Consider the following 21,090-nt stretch of genomic DNA (forward strand, 5'->3'; position numbering starts at 1 on the left):
CTGGACGCCGTCAGGATCATGCGCTTCGCCCATGCGTTGATCTCGCGGAGAAGGAACCTGATGATGTCGTTTGTCACTGCCGCCCGCCGCGAAGTCCTGACGCGCCCTGTGCTGTCGCTCGTGCAGTCCGCGCTGCCAGCATTATCCGCCACCGAGAACGAAGCGATAGATGCGGGTAACACCTGGTGGGATGCCGCCCTGTTCACCGGCAATCCCGATTGGGAAGCTTTGCTCGCATTCCCGCCTGCCACGCTCAATGCGGAAGAGCAGGCCTTCATGACAGGGCCGGTCGAGACGTTGTGCGAGATGATCGATGATTGGCGCATGACCTGGGAAACCCACGACCTGTCGCCCGAAGCATGGGCGTACCTCAAGTCCGAGAAATTCTTCGGCATCATCATTCCGAAGGAACATGGCGGCCTCGGCTTCTCGAATTTCGCGCATAGCGAGATCGTGAGGAAGATCGCCACCCGCTCGGTCTCCGGGGCGGTGACGGCAATGGTGCCCAACTCGTTGGGACCGGGCGAACTGATCCTGCGCTTCGGCACCGAGACGCAGCAGGAGCAGTGGCTCCCCCGCCTCGCCGACGGGCGCGAGATTCCCGCCTTCGGCCTCACCAGCCCCGAGGCGGGATCGGATGCCGCCGCAATGATCGATGAAGGCGTGGTTTGCCGGGGCGATTGGAAGGGCGAAGACGTGCTCGGCATCCGCCTCAACTGGCACAAGCGGTACATCACGCTAGGCCCTGTCGCGACAATCCTCGGCCTCGCGTTCAAGCTGCGCGATCCCGAGCACCTGCTTGGAGGGCAGGAGGAAATCGGCATTACCCTGGCGCTGGTGCCCACCGATCTGCCCGGCGTTACCATCGGGCGGCGACATATTCCCTCGATGCAGACCTTCCAGAACGGTCCCAACGAAGGCAAGGATGTCTTCATCCCGCTCGATAACGTAATCGGCGGCCCCGAGCGTGTCGGCCAGGGCTGGAAGATGCTGATGAGCGCGCTGGCTGCCGGACGCGGCATCTCTCTGCCTTCGCTCTCTGCGGCGGCAGGCGCCTTCGCCGCGCACACGACCGGCGCCTATGCGCGGGTGCGCTCGCAGTTCAACCTGCCGATCGGCAAGTTCGAAGGCATCCAGGAACGCCTCGCCCGGATAGCGGGCAACGCCTACCTGCTCGACGGAGCGCGGCGGCTGACATGCGCGGGGCTCGACCAGGGCAACCATCCCGCCGTGATCTCCTCCATCCTCAAGCTGCACGCAACGGAGCGGATGCGCGTGGTCATCAACGATGCGATGGACGTCCACGGCGGCAAGGCGGTAATCGATGGGCCGCGCAACTACATGGCCAGCCATTATCGCGCGATCCCGGTCGGCATCACCGTCGAAGGCGCGAACATCCTGACGCGCAGCCTGATGGTCTTCGGGCAAGGCGCGATCCGCTCGCATCCCTACCTGCTCGACGAGATCCGCGCGGTGGGCGGCACCGATCGCACGCAGGCGCTGGCAGATTTCGACAAAGTGCTATGGAAGCATGTCGGCCACGCGCTCAAGACCGCGATCCGCGCCTTCGTGCGAAGTTGGAGTGGCGGCGTCTTCGCGCCTGCGCCCAAGGCGGGGAAAGCCACGCGATACTACCGCCAGATGAGCCGCTACGCCGCCGCCTTCGCGTTTTGCTCGGACATCGCGTTCCTGACGCTGGGCGGCGAACTCAAGCGGCGTGAACTGCTCTCGGCGCGGCTCGGTGACGTCCTGTCCGAACTCTACATGCTCTCGGGCGCACTCAAGCGCTGGGAGGACGAAGGCCGGCAGGACGACGATCTGCCTCTCCTCGACTGGTGCGTGCAGAGCGGTTTCGCAAGCATTGAGCAGAGTTTCGCGCAAATCATCGAGAATTTCCCTGTGCGTCCAGTCGGCTGGATGCTGCGCCTGTTCATCATGCCTTATGGTAGACGCCGCAACGGTCCCACCGATCGCACCGTCCGCCGTGCTGCCGCGATCCTGCTCGAGCCTTGCCCCGCGCGCGACCGACTGGTCGAAAATGTCTATCTCGGCGGCGAGGACGAAGCGGTTGCCCGGCTGACCGAAGCATTCCGCAAGACCGTAACCACCCAGCCGATTCATGACCGGATGAAACAGGCCCATGTCCTCAACGCCGACGAGGCGCTGACGGCGGGGCTGATCTCCGCCGAAGAACGCAAGCAGTTGCGCGAGGCCGATGCTGCCGTGGCCGAAGTAATCGCCGTGGACGACTTCGCGCCCGAAGAACTGGCAAGGAGGGCGGAAGCTCCGCTACGCGAGGCCGCCGAATGAGCGGTCAACCTTTCCGCCGGGAAGTTCTCTCCCGCTCCCCGGCTTATTCCACGCATACTTGGGCGCGGGACAAGATTCAGGTTTCTTGCTTCTCCCAATACGCAGGCGTCCCAATCTCCGCCCGCAGCCATTCCGTCAGTGCCGCCAGCTTCGCCGAGGCGCTGCGGTTGCGCGTATAGGCGATGTAGAGTTCCGCTCCCTCTGCTTGCGCCCCCACGTCGATTTGCCGCAGCGTGCCATCTTCCAGTTGTCGATACGTGAAAAACGTAGGGAGCAGTGCGATGCCGAGACCCGCGAGTGCGGCGTCGCGCATCACGATGCCGTTATTGACGCGCAGGCAGGCGCGCGGCCGCAGGATGGTTTCGCGTTCACCGGCATTGAACCGCCAGTCTGCGGAGCGGTTGGAGTAGAGGATCGCGCGGGCCCGATCCAGTTCCTCCAGCGAGGCGGGCATACCGTGCTTTTCCAGATAGGATGGTGCGGCGACCAGGAGGCGTCTGCTTGAGGCCAGGCGCTTTGCGATCAGGCGCGTGTCCTGGATCGGACCGTGACGGATCACCGCGTCATACCCGTCGGCGGCGACGTCCACGAACTTGTCGTCGAGATCGATGCTGAGGTCGATGTCCGGATGTACGGCCAGGAATGCATTCAGTATTCGCCCGAGGTGCAGCGTACCGAACCCGATCGGCCCGGCCAGGCGCAGTGGTCCGGACAGGGAGCCTCGCCTCTCCGCTATCTCCGCCTGTGCCTCGACCGTTTCGCGGATGATCCGGCGCGCCCGTTCAAGAAACATTTCACCCTCGCCGGTGAGGGACAACTTGCGGGTCGTGCGCTGCATCAGGCTGGCCCCCAACAGTCTTTCGAGTTCCGCGACGCGCTCGCTCACGACCGATTTGGCGAGGCCCATGCGTCGCGCCGCCTCACTTATCGATCCTGCTTCGGCCACGGCAACGAACGCGGCCACTCCTTCAAGTTTCATCATCGTTCGGCATTCCCGAAAGCCTATTCCGGAATTTGGCGGCTAGTGCGCACGATGGCCTGAATTCATCTTGCGGTCGACAGCCCGCAGCGTGCGGGAGGAAGCAAGCGGCAGATGCCTGTTCGAACTATCGGAAGCAGGCAAGTCCGACACAAGACGGAGCAGTACAAATGACCGACTTCTCAGCCAAAACAGCACTCGTCATCGGCGGCAGCCGGGGCATCGGCGCCGCGATCGTCCGGCGCCTGGCCGCCGGCGGGGCCGCCGTGACCTTCTCCTACGCCGGAGCAGCGGAGGCCGCCCAGGCACTTGCGGCCGAAACCGGCGGAAAGGCAGTCCGGTCGGACGCGGCAGACCGCGATGCGGTGATCGATCTCGTCGCGGAGGCAGGACCGCTCGACATCCTTGTCGTCAACGCCGGCGTTCTCGTGCTCGGCGATCCGCTGGAACAGGATGCGGATGCCGTCGACCGCATGTTGGACGTGAATATCCGTGCGCCCTACCATGCCGCGGTGGAAGCAGCCCGGCGCATGCCGGACAACGGCCGGATCATCTTCATCGGATCGACCAACGGAGATCGCATTCCGTTCGCGGGCGGCGCGGCCTATGCGCTCACCAAGTCCGCGATCCAGGGGCTGACGCGCGGCCTGGCCCGTGACTTCGGCGCGAGGGGCATCACCGTCAACGCCGTCCAGCCTGGCCCAACCGATACGGACATGAACCCCGGCGACGGCCCCATGAAGGATTTCATGCACACGTTCATGGCCATCAAGCGCCACGCCCGGCCCGAAGAAATCGCCGGCATGGTCGCCTATCTGGCCGGCCCCGAAGCAGGTGTCGTCACCGGCGCGCTCCATACCATAGACGGCGGGTTCGGCGCCTGAAGGAACCCGCGGCAACGAACGATGCAGCGGCAGATACCAGGTTCATCCAAACTCCGCATAGGCGATCAATACCGTCACGCAAAGCCTGAGCTCTGGACGTGAAGCCCGGCTATCCGGGCTTTCCGGTCCATATCCGCCTTGGACCAGGGCGCTTCGGCGCCCTGATTGGCCACATTGGTCAAGTCGCGGCGGGGCTTTTGCGGCATTGAACCGGGGTTGGAAGAGACGATCCGGTCGATCACGTCGGCCTCTTCCGTGATACTTGGCAACCAAGGGCCGCAAAGGCTCGCCGGAAGGGAACGAGGATGGAGCAGGCTTTGCGCGAGATGATCGACCGGGAGGCGATCCGAACCTGCGTGGCGCGGTTGGCGCGCGGCGAGGACCGGCGCAGCGCGGAACTGATCCGTTCATGCTGGTGGCCCGACGCGCGCTTCGACTACGGCGTGCACAACGGCTCCTTCGACGCCTACCTGGCATGGGTGGTGCCTGGTGCCGACGCGATCAAGGACACCCAACATATGCTCGGCCAGTCGCACATCGAATTGGCGGGGGCGACGGCACGGGCTGAGACCCATGTGTTCTCGTACCACCGGATCGACATGGGCGAAGGCGATCGCGACACCTGCATCGGCGGTCGTTACCTCGACACCTTCGAGAAGCGGCCCGGCGCATCGGGCGAGCCCGAGTGGCGCATTGCCGACCGCGTGATGCTCTATGACTGGGAACAGGACTGGGGCGCCGCTGCGGACTGGTCCAGGGGCGTGATGGGCTACCCCTTCACTGCCGACCATTTCCCCGGCCGCGCAAAAGCCGACTACAGCGAAGGCTGGTTCGCGGGAACTGCAGCATGAGCGCCCCGCTTGCGGGCAAGGTCGCGCTGGTCACCGGCGCCAGCCGGGGCATCGGCAAGGGCATAGCGCTCGTGCTCGCCGAGCAGGGCGCCACGGTCTACGTCACCGGCCGCACCGTCAACGAGGGTGACTACTACCTGCCCGGCACGGTCGGCGGGACCGCCGCCGAATGCGACGCGCGCGGACGCAAGAGCAGCGGCGGCGGCATAGCCGTCGCCTGCGACCATGGCGACGACGAGGCCGTGGCCGCGCTGTTCGCCCGGATCGCATCGGAACAGGGCCGCCTCGACATTCTGGTCAACAACGCCTTCACGCTTTCCGACGACCTGCTGGAGCCCAAGGGCTTCTGGGAAAAGCCGCTCTCCAATCTGGAGATGTGGGATGTCGGGGTGAAGTCGAACTACGTAGCGGCCTGGCACGCGGCGAAGATCATGACGCCGCAGAAGTCGGGGCTCATCGTCGCGATCTCGGGCTTTGCGGCGGTGACTTATACATATGGCGTGATCTTCGGCACCTCCAAGTCCGCAGTGGACCGCATGGCGCGTGACATGGCGATCGAACTGGAACCCCACGGCGTCGCCTCGCTGACCCTGTGGCAAGGGCTGACCCTGACCGAGAAGGCGCGGGACAACCTCGCAAAGATGGGGGACAGGATGACCACGTCCATCACTTCGATGCAGGGCAGTTCCGTCGAGCATCCGGGGCGCGTGGTCGCCGCGCTCGCCGCCGATCCCGAGGTCATGAAGCGCTCCGGGGGCGAATTCATCACCGCAGAGCTGGCGCAGGAATACGGCCTGACCGACGTGGACGGCAGCGTCATCGCATCGGCGCGCGCGACCCGGGGATCGCCGATATGGAAGCCCATCTCGGAGGTTGACTATCGTGGCAAATGATCGTGACGGGCGCATCGCCGCGATGCTCGACAAGCACGAGATCCGCGAATGCCTGGAGCGCTTCTCCCGGGGCATGGACCGGTTCGACCGCGCCATCTACCTGTCGGCCTTCTGGGACGATGCCGAAACGGCGGCGGGGCCTTTCGTGGGCAGCGCCGCAGACTGCTGGGACTGGGCGATCCCGATGCACGAGGCTGGGCAGATCGTCACGCACCATGCGCTGCTGCAATCCAACATCGATCTCGATGGCGACATCGCCCATGCCGAGACCTACTACCAGTTCGTCGGCCGCAACCGCGATGAAAGCCTTTGGGTCGCGGGCGGGCGCTATGTCGACCGGCTGGAACGGCGGGACGGCGAATGGAGGATCGCCCTGCGCACGAACGTGATCGAGTGGGGCTTCATGCCGCCGCCGATGCCAATCCCCTTCGCCGACGTGCCCGACATTGCGCTAAACGGCGTATCAGCCCGCAACGGCAGCGATCCGTCCTATCGCCGTCCACTCGTCAACCTGCGCCAGCCGGCCAATCCCGCCAAATCGTCATGAGCGGGCTTTCGGGCAAGGTCGCACTCGTCACCGGGGCCACGCGCGGCATCGGCAAGGGCGTGGCCTGCGCGCTCGCGGAGCAAGGGGCGACGGTCTACGTTACTGGCCGTACCCGATCCGCCGGGGGGCACGCCTTGCCCGGTTCGCTGGAGGAAACGGTCGCCGAAGTGAACGCGCGCGGCGGACGCGGCGTCGCTCTCGCGCTGGACTTGCTCGATGATGCGCAGATCCGCACGGTGTTCGAACAGGTCGCGCGCGACGAAGGGCGCCTCGACCTGCTGGTGAACAACGCCATGGCCATTCCCGAGAGCATGACCCAACACACCGGATTCTGGGACAAGCCGCTCGATGAGGAATGGCAGATCTGGAACACCGGACTGCGTGCCGCCTACGTCGCGGCATGGCATGCGGCACGAATCATGGTGCCGCAGGGCTCCGGGCTGATCGCCGCGCTATCCGGCTACGTAGGCGTGACCTACACGTACGACGTGGTCTTCGGGACGACCAAGACCGCGACCGACCGGATGATGCGCGACATGGCCCACGAGCTTCGCGACACGGGCGTCAGCGCGATCTCCCTCTGGCAGGGATTCACCTATACCGAGCGCGCCACCGAGAACCTCAAGTCGGTTCCGGGCATGGCGAACCAGCTCAACAGCGCGGTCGGCTCCTCCCCCGAGTTCCCGGGACGGGTGATTGCGGCACTGGCGATGGATCCGGCGAGCAGGTCGAAATCGGGCGGAACTTTCATAAATGCCGAACTTGCCGCCGAATATGGCGTGACCGATAGGGACGGGCGGACGATCCCCTCGCTGCGCGAAAGCCGCGGCGCGCCGTTGTGGAGGCCGGGCGATACATCGTGAAGCAACCGTTAATCAGCGTTGCTTCTCCAGCGCCGGCGTCCTTTGGCCTGTTCACTGTAGTCAGTGATTGCCAATCGACATCGTGACTGGAGCGTGCCCTGCGAGAGCGGGCGCTTCGCGTAACGAACGGGAAATTGCTCGAACGCCGACCTTGCTTCCCTCTACAGAGCGGCACTGCCCGCATTGGATGCTGCGACGGCGGTGATCTACCGAGACATCGATAGCTCAAGAGCGCGGGGAAGTATCTGGCCCTGACGCCCATGGATCGCTACATCCTCCACCCCGATCTTCGATTGGGAGAACCTCCCGGCGAAGATCTGCAGGGGCTGTCCTGAGTAGGAAAAGAGATGGATACCGACCACCTGACCGCACCGGAGCAGACCACTGCGCCGACTGGCATGACCTGGATCGCGGGCGGTGCCTTTACGATGGGCTCCGACCGTTTCTACCCAGAAGAAGCCCCGTCGCGCCGGGTCTCTGTGCATGGCTTCTGGATCGACACCACGCCTGTGACCAACCGCCAGTTCGCCGCCTTCATCGAGGCGACCGGATACACGACCGTCGCCGAAATCGCGCCTGACCCCAAGGACTATCCCGGAATGCTGCCGGGCATGGACCGCGCCGGATCGCTCGTGTTCCACAAGACCGCGACGCCGGTGGACACCGCCAACCCCGGCAACTGGTGGCGCTTCGAATTCGGTGCCGACTGGCGCCATCCGCTCGGCCCCGACAGTGATGTCGACAGGCTCGGCCTATGGGATCACCCTGTCGTGCAGGTCGCCTATGCGGACGTCGAGGCCTATGCGAAGTGGGCGGGCAAGGACCTCCCGACCGAAGCCGAGTTCGAGTTTGCCGCACGCGGCGGGCTGGACGACGCCGACTATGCCTGGGGCGACGAACTGGCCCCCGGCGGAGCGATGATGGCGAACTACTGGCAAGGGCTGTTTCCTTTCGCCAACCAGATGCTCGACGGGTGGGAACGCACTTCTCCGGTCGGCACTTATCCCTCCAACGGCTACGGCGTGTTCGACATGATCGGCAACACGTGGGAATGGACCTCCGACTGGTGGAGCGACAACCCCGGTGCTTCGAAGAAGAAAGCGGGCCAGTCATGCTGCACCGTCAGCAATCCTCGCGGCGGCAGATTGAAGGACAGTTTCGACCCCGATCAGCCACGGGTCCGGATCGGTCGCAAGGTTCTGAAAGGTGGATCACACCTGTGCGCGGCCAATTACTGCCAGCGCTATCGTCCAGCAGCACGTCACCCCGAGATGATAGACACCGCAACCTCGCACATCGGCTTTCGCTGTGTGCTGCGCCCGACAGTATAAACATAAGCGGGCACGACCGACCTGCAAGCTGAGGTAAGCGGTTGCTCTCGCCTCAGGCTATATCACCGAACATCGCCGCGATTTTACATAAATTTCGCCGATTAAATTAGCAAACAGAATAATATATCGCACCACCATTTGTTAAATATTCACTATGAATGCAAGCTATTTCAACAATTTAGCATTAAATTACGCGAAATCTCTTGAAGTGGAATTTCCTTTTTGCAAAGGGAGCTTGAGCATAAATCTTGTCCCCCGTCCAAGCTCGCTATAGCATTCGATTTGCCCGTGATGACGAATCATCACTGTATGGACGAAGCTCAGTCCGAGACCGGCACCGTTGGTCCTCGGCCCCAGGCCGACCGGCCCACGGTGAAAGCGCTCGAAGATCGCCTGCTTCAAAGTCGGCTCGATTCCCGGTCCCTGGTCCTCGATCGCGCACACGGCCCACATCGAGCCATCACCTCGCGGCTCGCTGGAAAGCGCGCACGTAATGGTCGTCCCTTGCATGCTGTATTTGATGGCATTGCCGATCACGTTGACCAGCGCCCTGGTCAGCAAGGACCGCTCCACCATGACCAGTAGCCGCTCGTCCCCGCGGGTCACGATGTCGATGTATTTGGCCTTAGACTGCGGCCAGAGATCATCGATCGCGTCCATCAGCATGTCGCCGAGATCGACTTCCTCCAAGGCATACTCGAGATTTTCCGCGCGGGCCAGTTGGACGAACCCGTCGGCGAGTTGCAGAGTACGCTCCGCATAGTGCCGGATGATACCGGATTCCCTGGGTGAAATACGATCGGAAGGCGCGGTTTCGAGTACCGCAAGGATCGATGCCTGGGGTGAGCGCATGTCATGGGTGAGCAATTGCACAACGTCGTCGCGTTGCTTTTGCGCGGCCCTGGCTTCGCTGACGTCGACAAAACGGATAACCCAGCCGACACATCCTCCCTCTGCCGAGGTCTGTCCGGCCATTCCGACAAGAAAGAAACGCCCCTGATCGAGTTGTACCTCGCAGGCGATCGGCTCCTCGATCGCAGGAGGAAAGCGAACCGCCTCACCGCTGCCCGCGAGGCGGCATCGGCTCATGATCGATGCCGCGCTGCTCCCCTCTTGCAGTCCCCCGACCTCGGCAGCGAAAAGCTTGCGCGCCGCCACATTCGCCAGCAGGATGGCGCCATTCAGATCTGACACGATCGTTGCGTCCGGCAACTGGTCGAGCCGGTCGGCGACGAAATGGCGCATCTCGCGGTGACGGGTGATCGCGGCGTTCAATAATGCGATCGTGTATTCGACGCCCCTCTCGGCATGAACGACGTCGCTTTGCGGAACCAGCATAGGCTGTTCCTGCAGGCGCTCGAGTTGTGCGCGCATGAACCGTTCGGTCGCCGCCAACTGCCTCCATCCCCAGATGGGATAGGCCAATGCAAGACCGGTCAGCGCTGCAGAAGGGGGCAGCCATATGCGCAGCAGCATCAGTGCACAGATCGATAGGCCCAGCACCAGTGCCGAGCACAATGCCAGGCAGGCCAGCGCCGGCATCCGCCTGAAAGGCCCCAGCCCCAACATCAAGATCCACAGCGGCAGCAATCCCGCGACGAGGCAGGAAGACAGGCTGGCCTGCATCATCATCGTGCCGGCACGCAGCCCCTGAAGCAGATAGGCCTGAATTTCGAGCCCGGACAACACGCCGCCGGCGGGCGTTGCGTATCGGCTGCCGAGCCCGGACGCAGTTACGCCGACGAGGACGATCTTGCCCTTTACGAACTCGGCGGGCACCTCCCCTGCCAGAACCGCTGCGGCCGGGATCTCGGGCCAGCGCCCTGCGCCACCGCCGAACGGGATCAGCCTGCCCTGCAAGGAGACTTTCCTGCCTCCTGCGAGGGACTGCGCCATGACGCGCATCAGCAGCTGGGACCGGCCGGGCCCTTGATCCGAACGCGGTGCCGCGCGCACGACACCGTCCGGGTCCGGCGCGATGGTGGCGCCGCCGATCCCGGCGGCGGCGTTACGAAACAGGTCGATCGGAAGGATCGCCGCGGCGCCGCTGCCCGATGAAAGGCCCGGGAGAACCGGCAGGTAGACCGGAGCACCACCTGCCATCGAGCGCGCCAGCGCATCATCGTTGCCCGCATCGGTTGGCTCGGTGAAAAGCACATCGTAGCCGATCGCCTTCGCCCCCGCCGCATTGAGCCGGTCGATTAGCGCTGCATGGGTCGCGCGGTTCCATGGCCAGCGACCGATCCTTCGAACGCTGTCGTCATCGATCTCAACCAGCAGGATCGTATCGGATGACGGCGACGGAGCGAGTTGCAGCAGGTGATCGTAGATGCCGTTGTCGAACCGCTCCATCGTGCGGTCCATCGTCATGAGCATGACCAGCAGGCTGGTGACGATGACGATCAGCCACCACTGGGTACGCAGCTTGAGATGCCGCCGTACCCTCACCAGTTCCCCTCGACCCTCAACTCGCCGTAATCCGACCATTCGGTACTGACCTTACCGTCGACGAGCCGGCTGGTCTGCACGCGCCAGCGATAGCGGCCGCGCGGCAGATCGATCACCGGCTGGGACGTGTTCGAGAGTTCGGGCAGGTCGACCAGCGGTCTTGCCTCCTTGCCTGCCTTGGCAAGCTGGAAGCGGAACCGTGCGCCCGACCAATCGCGCGCGTTCCACCAGAACAGGTATTGGCGATACGGCCCCGCCCAACCCATCTCGATGCCCATGCGCAGCCCTTCGAGGCGGCGCTGGAAGGAGGATGTCGCGGGCGCGCCCTCCAACTCGTTACGGTCGATAGCGGTTGCCCGCACGAAGTAGGCGCCATCGGGCAGCGACGCGAACCGCAACTCCGGAGACTTGCTGGTCGCCTCGTCCAGAACCTCGAGGAACCTGGCGTCGGCGGCGATCTGCACATGGTAGGCCGTGGCGCCGGGCAACGGCTTCAGGATGAAATGTAGGCCTTCGCCGGTCTGGGCCGCATCCGGCTCAAGCAGTTCGGGAGCAGGCAGCAGGGCGACCGGCTCCGACAGTTCACTTGTCGTTCCGAAGCCTGCGGGCAGCGTCTGTGTCTCGTGCGCCTCGGCATCGAAACCGACCTTGCCTTCCAGCACTTCGCTCGTCGCCAGCCCGGCATCCGCATCATAGGCCATCCGGAACTTCGTGCCCCGCACCGAGGTAATGGCCCGGGGGGTGGAGAACCGGAAATCGCTTTGCGGGTCGGTCATCGGCGTGACGGTGGCGCTCGCGCCGCCCCGCTCGATGCCGAACAGCCGCTCGACGTGGCTGTCGAACACCAGGCGCCGCAGGCGCTGCACGCGCACCGTCGACTGCGACGGCAGGGCGATGGTCGTCGCGTCGGGCAACGCGAGCGTGACGAACGACTTCTGCCCGGTCTCGATGAGCATGCCCTCGCCCACGGTCATGCCGACGGCAGCCGACTTTCCGCCGATCCGCACCGCGCCGCGAACGCTGTGCACGGTCCCTCTCACCGGCTCGTGCCGCAGCAGCGCGCGCGGGATGACGAGCACCATGCCGACCGGCAACCGCAGCGGATCCGCCACCCGGTTGAGCCGTTGGACGATGCGATAGTCTTCGGTGCGGATGAAGTAGTTGGCGGCCAGCCGAAAGAGATTGTCTCCGGGCCGGACTACGTAACGCACATCAGGGCGCGCCGGCTCCACCACCGCGGTGCCGTCGGGCCTCGCGACGGCCATCCCGCCGGGAACTGCCGCCAGCAGCAGGAGGGCGGCGCTTGCCGATACGCGGGTTCTACGATGCCAGGGCTTCAAGTCGATATCCATACGAGTAGATCGGGACCAGCTTGACGCCGTTATCCGGGCGAAGATGCAGCTTGGTCCTGACGTTTGAGATGTGCACGTCGAGGGTTCTCGTGGGGAGGTTCGGGTTGCGTCCCCATACGGCTTCGAAAATGTAGGCGCGCGCCAGAGCGCGGTGCATGTTCCTGAACAGGAGCAGCGCCAACGCGAATTCCTTCGCGGTCAGGGCGATCGGCTCACCGGAGAGTTCGACCGTTTCGGCCCGCGTGTCGAAGCAGTAGCTGCCATAGTGTTCGAAACCCGACAGCGCTGCGGGATAGGCCCGGCGCGCCAAGGCGTTGATCCTGGCCTTGAGCACGACCGGTGCGACCGGTTTGATCACATAGTCATCGGCGCCGGCAGTCAGCCCGGCGACGATATCCTCTTCCGCGGACCTGCTGGTGAGCATCAGCGAAGGCGGTGCGATCTCCAGATTGTCTCGCACCCACGATATGACCTCAAGGCCGGACAGCCCCGGCACGTTCCAGTCGAGAATGAGGAGATCGTAGGTTGATCGGTGTAATGCCCGCACGAGAACCTGACCCTCGCCGAACACTTCGCAGGAATGGCCAGCCTCTGCGAGCGTCATCTCCACAAGCCCAGCCAGGGCCACATCGTCCTCAAGTATCGCTATCCGCACGGCCGCCCTTTTTTGCCCCTGCACAGGGCTGAGACTCCGCCATAGCAGCGCCGATGCCGATTGCGAGGCGGGGCGGCCGGGCTTTGCAATGTTTTACAGGTGGTGTCTCGAAGAAGGGCAGGTCCGATTTTGCACTCCTTTACATGACAGTCCCAAACCACGCCGCTTATGGCGCGACTCAAGCTAACTAGGGAAAGTCCCTAGAGAACAAGGCGATGGTTGACGGGAGCCTCACAGGCGGCTGCGACCTTTCCATTGCGAGCGCCGTTGGAGGATCGTGGAACACCTGTTCGGATCGATGTCGCTGGCAGCCTGCATGTTCGATCGCAATCTTACAATCGGCAAGGCCAGCAAAGCGGCGGCCACGATGTTCGGCCTTCCGACGCTGTTGGGGCGGCAAGCTGACGACCTGGTCCCCGGGGCCGCGCCGGTGCTGCACCGGTGCTTTGAGTTGGCCGACCTCGGCCTGCCTCTCCCTGATCACCGGTTCATCATGGGCGGACGCGATTACGCCGTCACATTTCATCCCTTGCGACACGCAGGCCTCGCCATCACCGCGCTGCTGGCCGTAGCCATGGACGTTACCCGCAGTCTCCGGATCGAACGTGTACTTCGCGCTTCGCGTCGACGCCTTCTGATGGCATCCCGCCAGGACCACCTCACCGGACTGCTGAACCGGCGCGGGTTCGATGCCGCGCTCCACCGTGAAGTCAGACGGGCAAGGCGATCGGCGACCCCTCTCTCGCTTCTGATCATAGATATTGACTGGTTCAAGGCCTACAATGACAATCTTGGGCACCAGGAAGGCGATCGATGCCTTGGTCTCGTCGCCGACGCTCTCGGTACATGCTTGCGGCGGGCAAGCGATCTCGCCTGTCGCTATGGCGGTGAGGAGTTCGTGCTGATCCTTCCCGAAACCGATGCCAAGGGTGCAGTGGCCGTAGCGGCCAATTGCCAGCAGGCGATACACACTCTTGCGATCGCGCATCCCGCCAGCGCATACGGGCGGCTCACGACCAGCATCGGCATCGTTGCAGCGCAAGCCTTATCGATTCCCGTCGATCCGACAGGGCTTTTCGCACAGGCCGATACTGCGTTGTACAGGGCAAAGAACAACGGTCGAAACCGCTGGGAGATCAATGACTGTTCGGCAGCAGAGCGTTCGCTGCGGTAGCTTCCTGAAAAGTCACAGTCGCTTTCGCTCTTTACCGGCCTCGCACCGAGCGATGTGCAGCCCCGCCAGCTTTCCTGCAGAGAACATAATTCCGCCCAGACCGAAGACGATACTATGCCTTGAGTATCAGTCCCTTACGGTCGAGCGTCCAGCCAACGCTCCAGCAAACCATAGTGTATGTCAAAGCGCATAGCAGCGAGCCGATCGCGTCTGGTGCGATGCGCTGGAAGATGGCGATGCCGATCCAGTCATACAGTCCGCCATAGCCGGCGACGCGCACGAGATTAAGCGTAACCACGAAGAGTTCGGAGAACAGGTAGATCGCCAGCGGATTGCGCCCGAGGATCGTGAAGAAGCGCCTGCCCCCGTGCAGCCCCTTGACCTCGAACAGCCAACTGGCGATCGCCAACAGGATCATGGCCAGTCCCACGGTGAGCAGCACGAACGGGCCGGTCCACAGCTTCTTGGCTATCGGGAACCACGGACTCCAGGCTAGAGCAGCCACGGTAAGCACCAGCCCCCCCAGCGCAAGCGCCCGCAACGTCCTTTCGAGCGAACCCGCGTGCAGGATGGCGAGGCTGGCAAGATAGCCGGCAATCACGTTGACCGTGGCGGGAAGCGTGCCGAGGAAGCCCTCCGGGTCGAAGCCGCCGTCCTTCTTGTAGAGGTGCTCCCTGGGCAGAAGGTACAGGTCCAGCAGGGTCCCGGCGTTGCCGGTCTTGGAATAAGCCTCGCCGGGCAGGCTGAACGCGAGCAGAATCGCCCAGTAGCCCAGCAACAGGGCGATGCAGGCAAGCACCAGCTTTTTCCAGTCCAGCCAGCGGACCAGAAGTCCGGCGAGAACGTAGCACAGAGCCAGACGCTGCAGCACGCCGGGGACCCGGGTAAGCGCGAAGGGCGCAAGGCTCCAGCCGTCGGCGTCATGCCGGACGAAGGGAAACCAGTACATCAGGAAGCCGAGCGCGAAGATGATCATCCCGCGCCTTGCGAGGTTCGCGAGGTACGGTCCGGTGGCGATCGGCTTGCGCATGGCGAAGCTCATCGCGTTGCCCATCGCGAACAGGAAACTCGGGAACACGAGGTCGGCCAGCGTGAAGCCGATCCACTTGGCATGGACCAGCTGGGCGAACGCGGGCGCGCCCGGACCTGCCGTATTGACGAGGATCATCAGGAAGATGGTGACGCCCCGGAACACGTCGAGCGAGGCGAAGCGCTGCGGCTTGGCGGCGGCGGTCACGGGCGGGTCTCTTCGAGGATTTCGCGGACGAGCATGATCGGGTCCTTGGGGGCCTTGCGCTTCCACTGGCGTCCGTCGGCGATCCACTGCTGCTCCCATGCGCGGATGGCGCCGAGGGTGGCAGGCTCGTCGAGCGGCTTTCCAGCGGCTGCCGCAGCGCGCTGGGCGGTGAGGAAGCTCTCCCAGCGCGGCAGGTAGTAGCCGGAATAGAGGCCCTGCCATGCACGCGAGGCGTAGTCGGACAAGTGGCCTTCGCCGCCCCAGACGGTGACGATGGCCTTGGCCTCCTCCTCGAAGCGGGCCTTCTCGGCCGGGGTATCGCCATAAGCGCGCGCATCGGCGATCCACGAGCCGAGCGTTTCCTGCTGGTTGCCCGCGAGGAGGTCGACCCGCCGTGCCAGCGTGCCCATTCGGAGGCGTGTCCGGTCGCCTTCGGCCAGCTTGCCGTCCCGGTACGCCGCCAGCGTCGCCTTGAGCAGATGGTCGAGTTCGATGCTGGCGTAATGCCGGGTCAGATCGACGATGTCGTAAGTGAGCAGCTTTGACGGCTTGCCGGGCGCGGCGGCCAGCAGTGCGGTGATCCCATCGCGCAGCTTGGTGGGATCGCCGGGCGCTTCGGGATAGTCCGCGCCTTCCGCCATGGGGCGCTTGAAGAACAGGTAGGCGCCCGCGTGCTGCTGCCACCAGCGGGGCTCCCAGTACCGGGTGCGATAGGCGCCCGCAGCCGCCTGTTCCCAGGCCTTCGCCAGCGCCGGGGAAACCTCGCCATAGCGGGCCTTCAGGTGCTCGCCCAGCCAGTCGGCAAGCGGGCGGTCGGGCTCGCCCCAGGCGAGGTCGTAGGCGTAGTCGTAGACCACCGAATTGCTGTGCAGTCCCTCTGGGAACAGGCCGAAGCCGGTCAGGCGGCCCTTGCGCGGATCGGTGTGAAGCGCGGCCATGTCGCGGCGGTAGAATTCGAGGTCGCCGTAGACGGGGTTGCTGCCGCCGTAATTGTGGACGTATCCATAAGTCCACGCCTTGCCGTCGAAGGCGTCGGTCTTCTGCCAGATGCCGGGGTAGCGGTCGTTGCCGATGTCGAGGATCAGCATGCGGTCGTCGGGTACGCGGCTGAGGAAGGCGGCGATCGCCTCGGGCGTCCAGAACGCCTTGTCGGCGCCGAACAGCCAGCCCTGCATGACCCATGTGGCCTTGGGCGCGGCGGCGGTGATCGAGCCGTAAAGCCGCTCGCCATACGCAGCAAGGCGCGCATCGCGCACCGCAGGCGGCAATGCCGCCGCGCGGGTGGCGGCGGTGTTGGCGATGGAGTCCCCGTACTCGGCGGCAGCGGCGTCGCTGCCGTCCTCGGCGATCGGGGGGATCATCTCGTTGAAGGCATCGGCAAGGTAGTATTCACCCTCGCCATACGTGCGGTTGTAAAGCGTCACGAACCGGGCCGCCAACTGCGTGAACAGCGGGTCGGACGGGTCGAGCCAATAGGTCGGCGGGAAGCCCTCCCACGCGCGCATCTTGTAGATGCGGGCCCTGGGGTGGGCCTTGGCGAATGCCTCGGGCACGTATCCGGCGAAAGCGGGCAGCACCGGCTTCATGCCGAGCGCACGCATGCGCGCGAGGATGCGCAGCTGGAGCTGGTGCTTCTTCTCGATCCAGCCCGACGACAGCGGCGCGCGGTAGCCCGCAAGGTTGCCCATGCGCTGCCACGGCAGGAACGGCGCGGCGGAGAGGCTCTCGGCGATCGCGGTCTCGCTCAGGCCGCTTTCGCGCCAGAGTTCGCGCCAGACGTATTCCTGGCCTTCCATCGCCAGCGGCGTATCGACGCCGTGCGCGGCCATCCAGTCGATCTCCTGCTCCCAGCGATCCCAGCCCCACCATGGGGTGGTGTAGCCGTACGTGCAGGTGTTCAGGTAGGCGCGCAGCGCGAAGGGTGAGGCGACTTCGCCGGTATCCATCTCCGGCAGGGCGTCCAGCGCGCCGAGGCGGCGGCCTTCCCAGCTGACGTGCAGGCGTCCCAGCTTTTCCAGCGTGGTGGCGACACCGCGCACCAGCGCGACGGGGGAGGTGCCTTCGGCCTCGATATGTCCGCCGCGGATGCGCACGCGGTAGTGCGCCGCCCCGGCATCCGGCTTCAGGCTGAGGGAGAGCCTGTCGGCCGGAATGCCGAAGCGGGCCAGCGCGGCGGCGGCGGAATCGACGCCGGGCTGTTCACCGGCCGGAGGAGAGTTGACCGATGAAGCCGGGGAAGGATTGTCTTTCGCAGCGACCGCGAAAGGCTGCGCGGCGGTGGCCAGCAGCAGGGCGGTGCCCGCCCATCGCAGGCTCCCCTTCTTGAACGGACGCGGGATGCGGATCGCGGTCATCGGGGGTAGTCCTTGCAACAGTCTTGAACAGGTTGGTACGTGCCCGGCACAGGCCCGGGCACGCACCTTGTCGTCATGGCGATGTCAGAGTTTAAGCGTCGCCGAAAGGTAGAAGCTGCGGCCGTAGAAGCTGCTCTCCTGCCAGATCGAGGAGTCGGTATAGTACGCTTCCTCGCGGCTGTTGTTGAGGTTGATGACACCGGCGGAGAAGCTCAGCCATTCGTTGGGCGAATAGCCGCCGCTGATGTCGACCTGCGTGCGCGCCTTCACGACGTGGCCGGCATAGGCGAAGAAGCTGTCGGCGCTGTTTTGCTCGTAGCCGCTGCGGTGGTTGATCGCCGCGCGGATGTTGAAGTGCTCGTTCTCCCAGTAGGGCACGAGGTTCCAGGTCACCTTCGACAGGTTGCGGATGGTGTAGCCGGTGCCGATCGCGACCTTTTGCGGGTAGACGCGCGTGAAGTTCGCCATGATGCCGAAGCCGTCCAACGGCAGGAAGCGGTCGAACGACTGCGTCCAGCTGACCTCGAAGCCCTTCACGCGGATCGTGCTGGGATCGTTGAGCGTCTGGGTGATGTCGTAGATGTTGCCCGAGGTATCGACGCACTCACCGCCCGCGTTGCTCGACAGCGCCGTGCCGTCGAACGAGGTCGGGCAGACCAGCGACGAATACGTACCGTTCTTGATCCACTTGTAGAAGCCGTTGATCGAGAGCGCGTTGCCGTGGTCATAGTACCACTCGACGCCCAGATCGAGCTGCTTGGCGGTCAGCGGCTTGAGGCCGGCCTGGCCGAGATCGACGGTGACCGTATTGGTGCCGACCGGATCGGTGTTCGCCGAAGTCGAGGTCGTCTGCGCCATCGAGGTGCGCGAGTCCATGAACGGACGCACCAGGACCTTGGCGGCGGCGAAGCGGACCTGCAGGTCGTTGGCCGGCTCGGCCACAAGGCTCAGGCTGGGCAGGAAGTTGCCGTACTTCTGGGTGAGCGTGTACTCGCCGATCTTCTGCTGGACTTCCTCGTAGCCGTCGGTGCGTGGCTCGGTGACGTTGCCGAGCACCTTCTGTTTGGTGTGCTCGTAACGCAGGCCGACGTTGCCGCGCAGCGGCATGCCCGCGATGGTCGTGTCGATGTCCGCCATCGCGTAGACCGAGGGCATGTAGCGATCGACGTTGTAGCTCGCTTCCGGCGCGAAGATGTCGGGGACGACGATCCCGGCGGCGGCGAGCGCCTTTTCGTAGGCGTTGAGATCCGGCCCGATCCACGAGGTCGGGATGCCCGAGGCGCCGTTGAGGAAGCCGGAGACCGGGTAGTAGGTCGTCGTCATGTCCGGGAAGACGCTGCTGGTCGCGCTCGGGGCATTGGCCAGAGCGACCATGTCGTGACGCGAGACGTAGCGGCTGAAGGTTTCGTGGCGGTACTTCACGCCGGTGCTGAGCTTCGAGATCGGTCCGAAGGTGACTTCGCGGCTGAGGTCGAACTGCGCGGACTTCTCCGACGAGTTCATGCGGCGGGTGGCGCCGTTGGGATACTCGTTACGCGTCAGCGTGCTGCGCTGATACAGGCTCGGATCGGTAAGGTCGGTGCCGACGGTGAAGTTCACGTCGTTCGGATCGGAGAAGTCGATCGAGGCGCTGGGGATGTTGACGCCGACGATCGCCGCCTTTTCATCCTGATAGGTCGTGCCCTTGGTGTAGTTCAGCGTAGTGCTGGCGACCCAGCCGGTGCCGTCGTTCCACTTGGCGCCAAGGGTGTAGCCCTGGCTGGTGAGGTTCCGGTCCTCGTGCTGGCGGTTGTTTTCCATGGTGAAGTTCGTGGCGGTCACGTTGGTGGCGACGCCGTTGTTCACTTCGTTCACGGTGATGCGCGAGGTGTCGAACAGGAAGACCTGCTGGTTGAGGTCGTAATCGGTCTTGTCGCGGGCGTAGATCGCCGTCGCGTTCATCTCGAAGCGGTCGGACGGCTTCCACTGCAGGCCGCCGCTGGCCATCAGCCGCTCGGTGTCGCGGTCGATGCGGCGGTAGCGCGGACGGCGCGGGAGCTGCACGGTCTCGCCATCGACGGTGGTGGTGGCCCAGCGGTCCATCCACATGTAGTCGGCGCGGTCGCGCAGCTTCTGGTAGCCGAGGTTGGCGTAGACGCCGATGGTGCCGTCGGCGAACTGGTCGACGTAGCTGCCGCTGATCTTGGGCGTGATCTTGCCGCCCGCGTATTCCGAGTTCTGGCCCTTCACCGACAGGATGATCTGGCGGTCCTTGTAGTCCAGCGGCTTGGGCGTGGAGATGTTGACGGTGCCCGAAAGACCGCCGGTGTCCATCGCAGCCGTGGGCGACTTGATGACCTCGATCGCATTGGCGAGTTCGGTCTGGATGATATCGTAGCGGAAACCGTCGGTGAAGTCGGCGCTCTTGAAGGTCTGGCCGTTGATCGTGGTCATCGCATACTGCGGGCCAAGGCCGCGGATGCTGATCGTCGCGCCGCGTCCGTTGATGTTGGACATCTGGACGCCGGAGATGCGCTGAATTGCCTCGGTAATGTTCTCGGCGGGGAACTTGCCGATGTCCTCGGCGGAGATGCCGTCGGTCACGCGCACGTCGTTGCGCTTGGCGTCGAGGGCGTTGGCAAGGCTGCTGCGGAAGCCGGTGACGACGATGTCGGCGGCATCGCCCTCTGCGGGCGCGGCGGCTTCCTGGGCCATGGCCGGGCCGCTCGGCACCAGCAGTGCCGGTGCGCAGCAGGAAAGGAGCAGGGCGGCCTTGGCGAGGCGCCGTGCAATCGGATCGATAACGCGTTCTGAACTTGTCATGACTACCCCCTGAGACGTGTTTCTGGGAACGGAAAAGCCCGGTGGACCCTCCGCACCTCCTGCGAACGTTTTTTGATTTGTTATCCAATGATGTCACAAAGACCTGAAAGCAAGTCAAGTCCATTTGAAGACGAAAGTGAATATTTTGGTATTGCTTCCACCTGCAATCATTGGCAGCCTTTGGATCGGGCGCTTGCCTGCACCGTGTCATCGCGATCAACCTTCGCAAGTTCCTGAATTACCCTGAATTCAGCTACTCTCACCGGGTTATGCGCGGTGGAGTGCTGTGGAGATACTAGCCGGTCGCCGAAGGCAAGCGATCCATCTTATCACCTATTTAGATACCTTTAAAATACCATTGTGTTATGAATTTTACGCCATATGATGCCAATGTCCTGGTGACATTCTCT

Annotated in this window: 16 protein-coding genes; 8 read left to right on the top strand and 8 right to left on the bottom strand. The window is 64.2% G+C overall.

Translation table 11 applies throughout. The features are described 5' to 3' along the window. Nucleotides 1-63 precede the first annotated feature (63 nt). Nucleotides 64-2,310 carry an acyl-CoA dehydrogenase gene (locus QRN25_RS14235; protein WP_285020001.1) on the top strand — a complete coding sequence of 749 codons (2,247 nt, stop codon included), beginning with the start codon at nucleotides 64-66 and terminating at the stop codon, nucleotides 2,308-2,310. A gap of 76 nt (nucleotides 2,311-2,386) precedes the next feature. On the opposite strand, the gene QRN25_RS14240 is transcribed toward QRN25_RS14235, so the two are convergent. Next, the gene (locus tag QRN25_RS14240; protein WP_285020002.1) at nucleotides 2,387-3,292 is read right to left on the bottom strand and encodes a LysR family transcriptional regulator; all 906 of its coding nucleotides are present in this window, start codon (nucleotides 3,290-3,292) and stop codon (nucleotides 2,387-2,389) included. A gap of 167 nt (nucleotides 3,293-3,459) precedes the next feature. Here QRN25_RS14240 and bdcA point away from each other — a divergent pair, with 167 nt between their 5' ends. Next, on the top strand, nucleotides 3,460-4,173 hold the full coding sequence (gene bdcA / locus QRN25_RS14245; protein ID WP_271183114.1) for an SDR family oxidoreductase: 714 nt from the start codon (nucleotides 3,460-3,462) through the stop codon (nucleotides 4,171-4,173). 74 nt (nucleotides 4,174-4,247) lie between these two features. Here bdcA and QRN25_RS14250 read toward each other — a convergent pair whose 3' ends face one another. Further along, nucleotides 4,248-4,415, bottom strand: a complete 168-nt coding sequence (locus tag QRN25_RS14250; protein WP_271183115.1) for a hypothetical protein — start codon at nucleotides 4,413-4,415, stop codon at nucleotides 4,248-4,250. 63 nt (nucleotides 4,416-4,478) lie between these two features. On the opposite strand from QRN25_RS14250, the gene QRN25_RS14255 reads away from it, so the two are divergent. From QRN25_RS14255 to QRN25_RS14275, 5 genes are all read left to right on the top strand, one after another. Beyond that, nucleotides 4,479-5,024, top strand: a complete 546-nt coding sequence (locus tag QRN25_RS14255; protein WP_285020003.1) for a nuclear transport factor 2 family protein — start codon at nucleotides 4,479-4,481, stop codon at nucleotides 5,022-5,024. Continuing rightward, nucleotides 5,021-5,917: an SDR family NAD(P)-dependent oxidoreductase gene (locus QRN25_RS14260; RefSeq protein WP_285020004.1), complete on the top strand. Its 897-nt coding sequence runs from the start codon at nucleotides 5,021-5,023 to the stop codon at nucleotides 5,915-5,917. Before QRN25_RS14255 ends, QRN25_RS14260 begins: the two co-directional genes overlap by 4 nt. Beyond that, nucleotides 5,907-6,464: a nuclear transport factor 2 family protein gene (locus tag QRN25_RS14265; protein WP_271183118.1), complete on the top strand. Its 558-nt coding sequence runs from the start codon at nucleotides 5,907-5,909 to the stop codon at nucleotides 6,462-6,464. Before QRN25_RS14260 ends, QRN25_RS14265 begins: the two co-directional genes overlap by 11 nt. Then, entirely contained in the window at nucleotides 6,461-7,327 is an 867-nt protein-coding gene (locus tag QRN25_RS14270) for an SDR family NAD(P)-dependent oxidoreductase (RefSeq protein ID WP_285020005.1), read from the top strand. The genes QRN25_RS14265 and QRN25_RS14270 overlap by 4 nt, the downstream gene beginning before the upstream one ends. Nucleotides 7,328-7,674: 347 nt before the next feature. Beyond that, nucleotides 7,675-8,658 carry a formylglycine-generating enzyme family protein gene (locus QRN25_RS14275; RefSeq protein WP_502910469.1) on the top strand — a complete coding sequence of 328 codons (984 nt, stop codon included), beginning with the start codon at nucleotides 7,675-7,677 and terminating at the stop codon, nucleotides 8,656-8,658. Between the two features lie 189 nt (nucleotides 8,659-8,847). Here the strand turns inward: QRN25_RS14275 and QRN25_RS14280 are convergent, their stop codons facing one another. Genes QRN25_RS14280 through QRN25_RS14290 form a run of 3 tightly spaced genes read right to left on the bottom strand, consistent with a single transcriptional unit; the run spans nucleotide 8,848 to nucleotide 13,137 of the window. Continuing rightward, on the bottom strand, nucleotides 8,848-11,106 hold the full coding sequence (locus tag QRN25_RS14280; protein WP_285020006.1) for a CHASE2 domain-containing protein: 2,259 nt from the start codon (nucleotides 11,104-11,106) through the stop codon (nucleotides 8,848-8,850). Next, nucleotides 11,103-12,458, bottom strand: coding sequence for a FecR domain-containing protein (locus QRN25_RS14285; protein WP_285020007.1), 1,356 nt, complete (start codon nucleotides 12,456-12,458; stop codon nucleotides 11,103-11,105). The genes QRN25_RS14280 and QRN25_RS14285 overlap by 4 nt, the downstream gene beginning before the upstream one ends. Beyond that, the gene (locus QRN25_RS14290) at nucleotides 12,427-13,137 is read right to left on the bottom strand and encodes a response regulator transcription factor (protein WP_309298989.1); all 711 of its coding nucleotides are present in this window, start codon (nucleotides 13,135-13,137) and stop codon (nucleotides 12,427-12,429) included. The genes QRN25_RS14285 and QRN25_RS14290 overlap by 32 nt, the downstream gene beginning before the upstream one ends. A gap of 253 nt (nucleotides 13,138-13,390) precedes the next feature. Here QRN25_RS14290 and QRN25_RS14295 point away from each other — a divergent pair, with 253 nt between their 5' ends. Next, a complete protein-coding gene (locus tag QRN25_RS14295) occupies nucleotides 13,391-14,287 on the top strand; it encodes a GGDEF domain-containing protein (protein ID WP_285020008.1) in 897 nt (298 codons plus the stop codon). A gap of 112 nt (nucleotides 14,288-14,399) precedes the next feature. On the opposite strand, the gene QRN25_RS14300 is transcribed toward QRN25_RS14295, so the two are convergent. The 3 genes from QRN25_RS14300 to QRN25_RS14310 form a co-directional block, all read right to left on the bottom strand. Further along, complete coding sequence (locus tag QRN25_RS14300) at nucleotides 14,400-15,524, bottom strand: acyltransferase family protein (RefSeq protein WP_285020009.1); 1,125 nt, start codon at nucleotides 15,522-15,524, stop codon at nucleotides 14,400-14,402. Further along, entirely contained in the window at nucleotides 15,521-17,878 is a 2,358-nt protein-coding gene (locus tag QRN25_RS14305; protein WP_285020010.1) for an alpha-N-acetylglucosaminidase, read from the bottom strand. The genes QRN25_RS14300 and QRN25_RS14305 overlap by 4 nt, the downstream gene beginning before the upstream one ends. Before the next feature lie 84 nt (nucleotides 17,879-17,962). Continuing rightward, complete coding sequence (locus QRN25_RS14310) at nucleotides 17,963-20,680, bottom strand: TonB-dependent receptor (protein ID WP_285020011.1); 2,718 nt, start codon at nucleotides 20,678-20,680, stop codon at nucleotides 17,963-17,965. Nucleotides 20,681-21,090: the final 410 nt, after the last annotated feature.

The sequence above is a fragment of the Novosphingobium sp. fls2-241-R2A-195 genome (genome assembly GCF_030209485.1).
GTDB lineage: Bacteria > Pseudomonadota > Alphaproteobacteria > Sphingomonadales > Sphingomonadaceae > Novosphingobium > Novosphingobium resinovorum.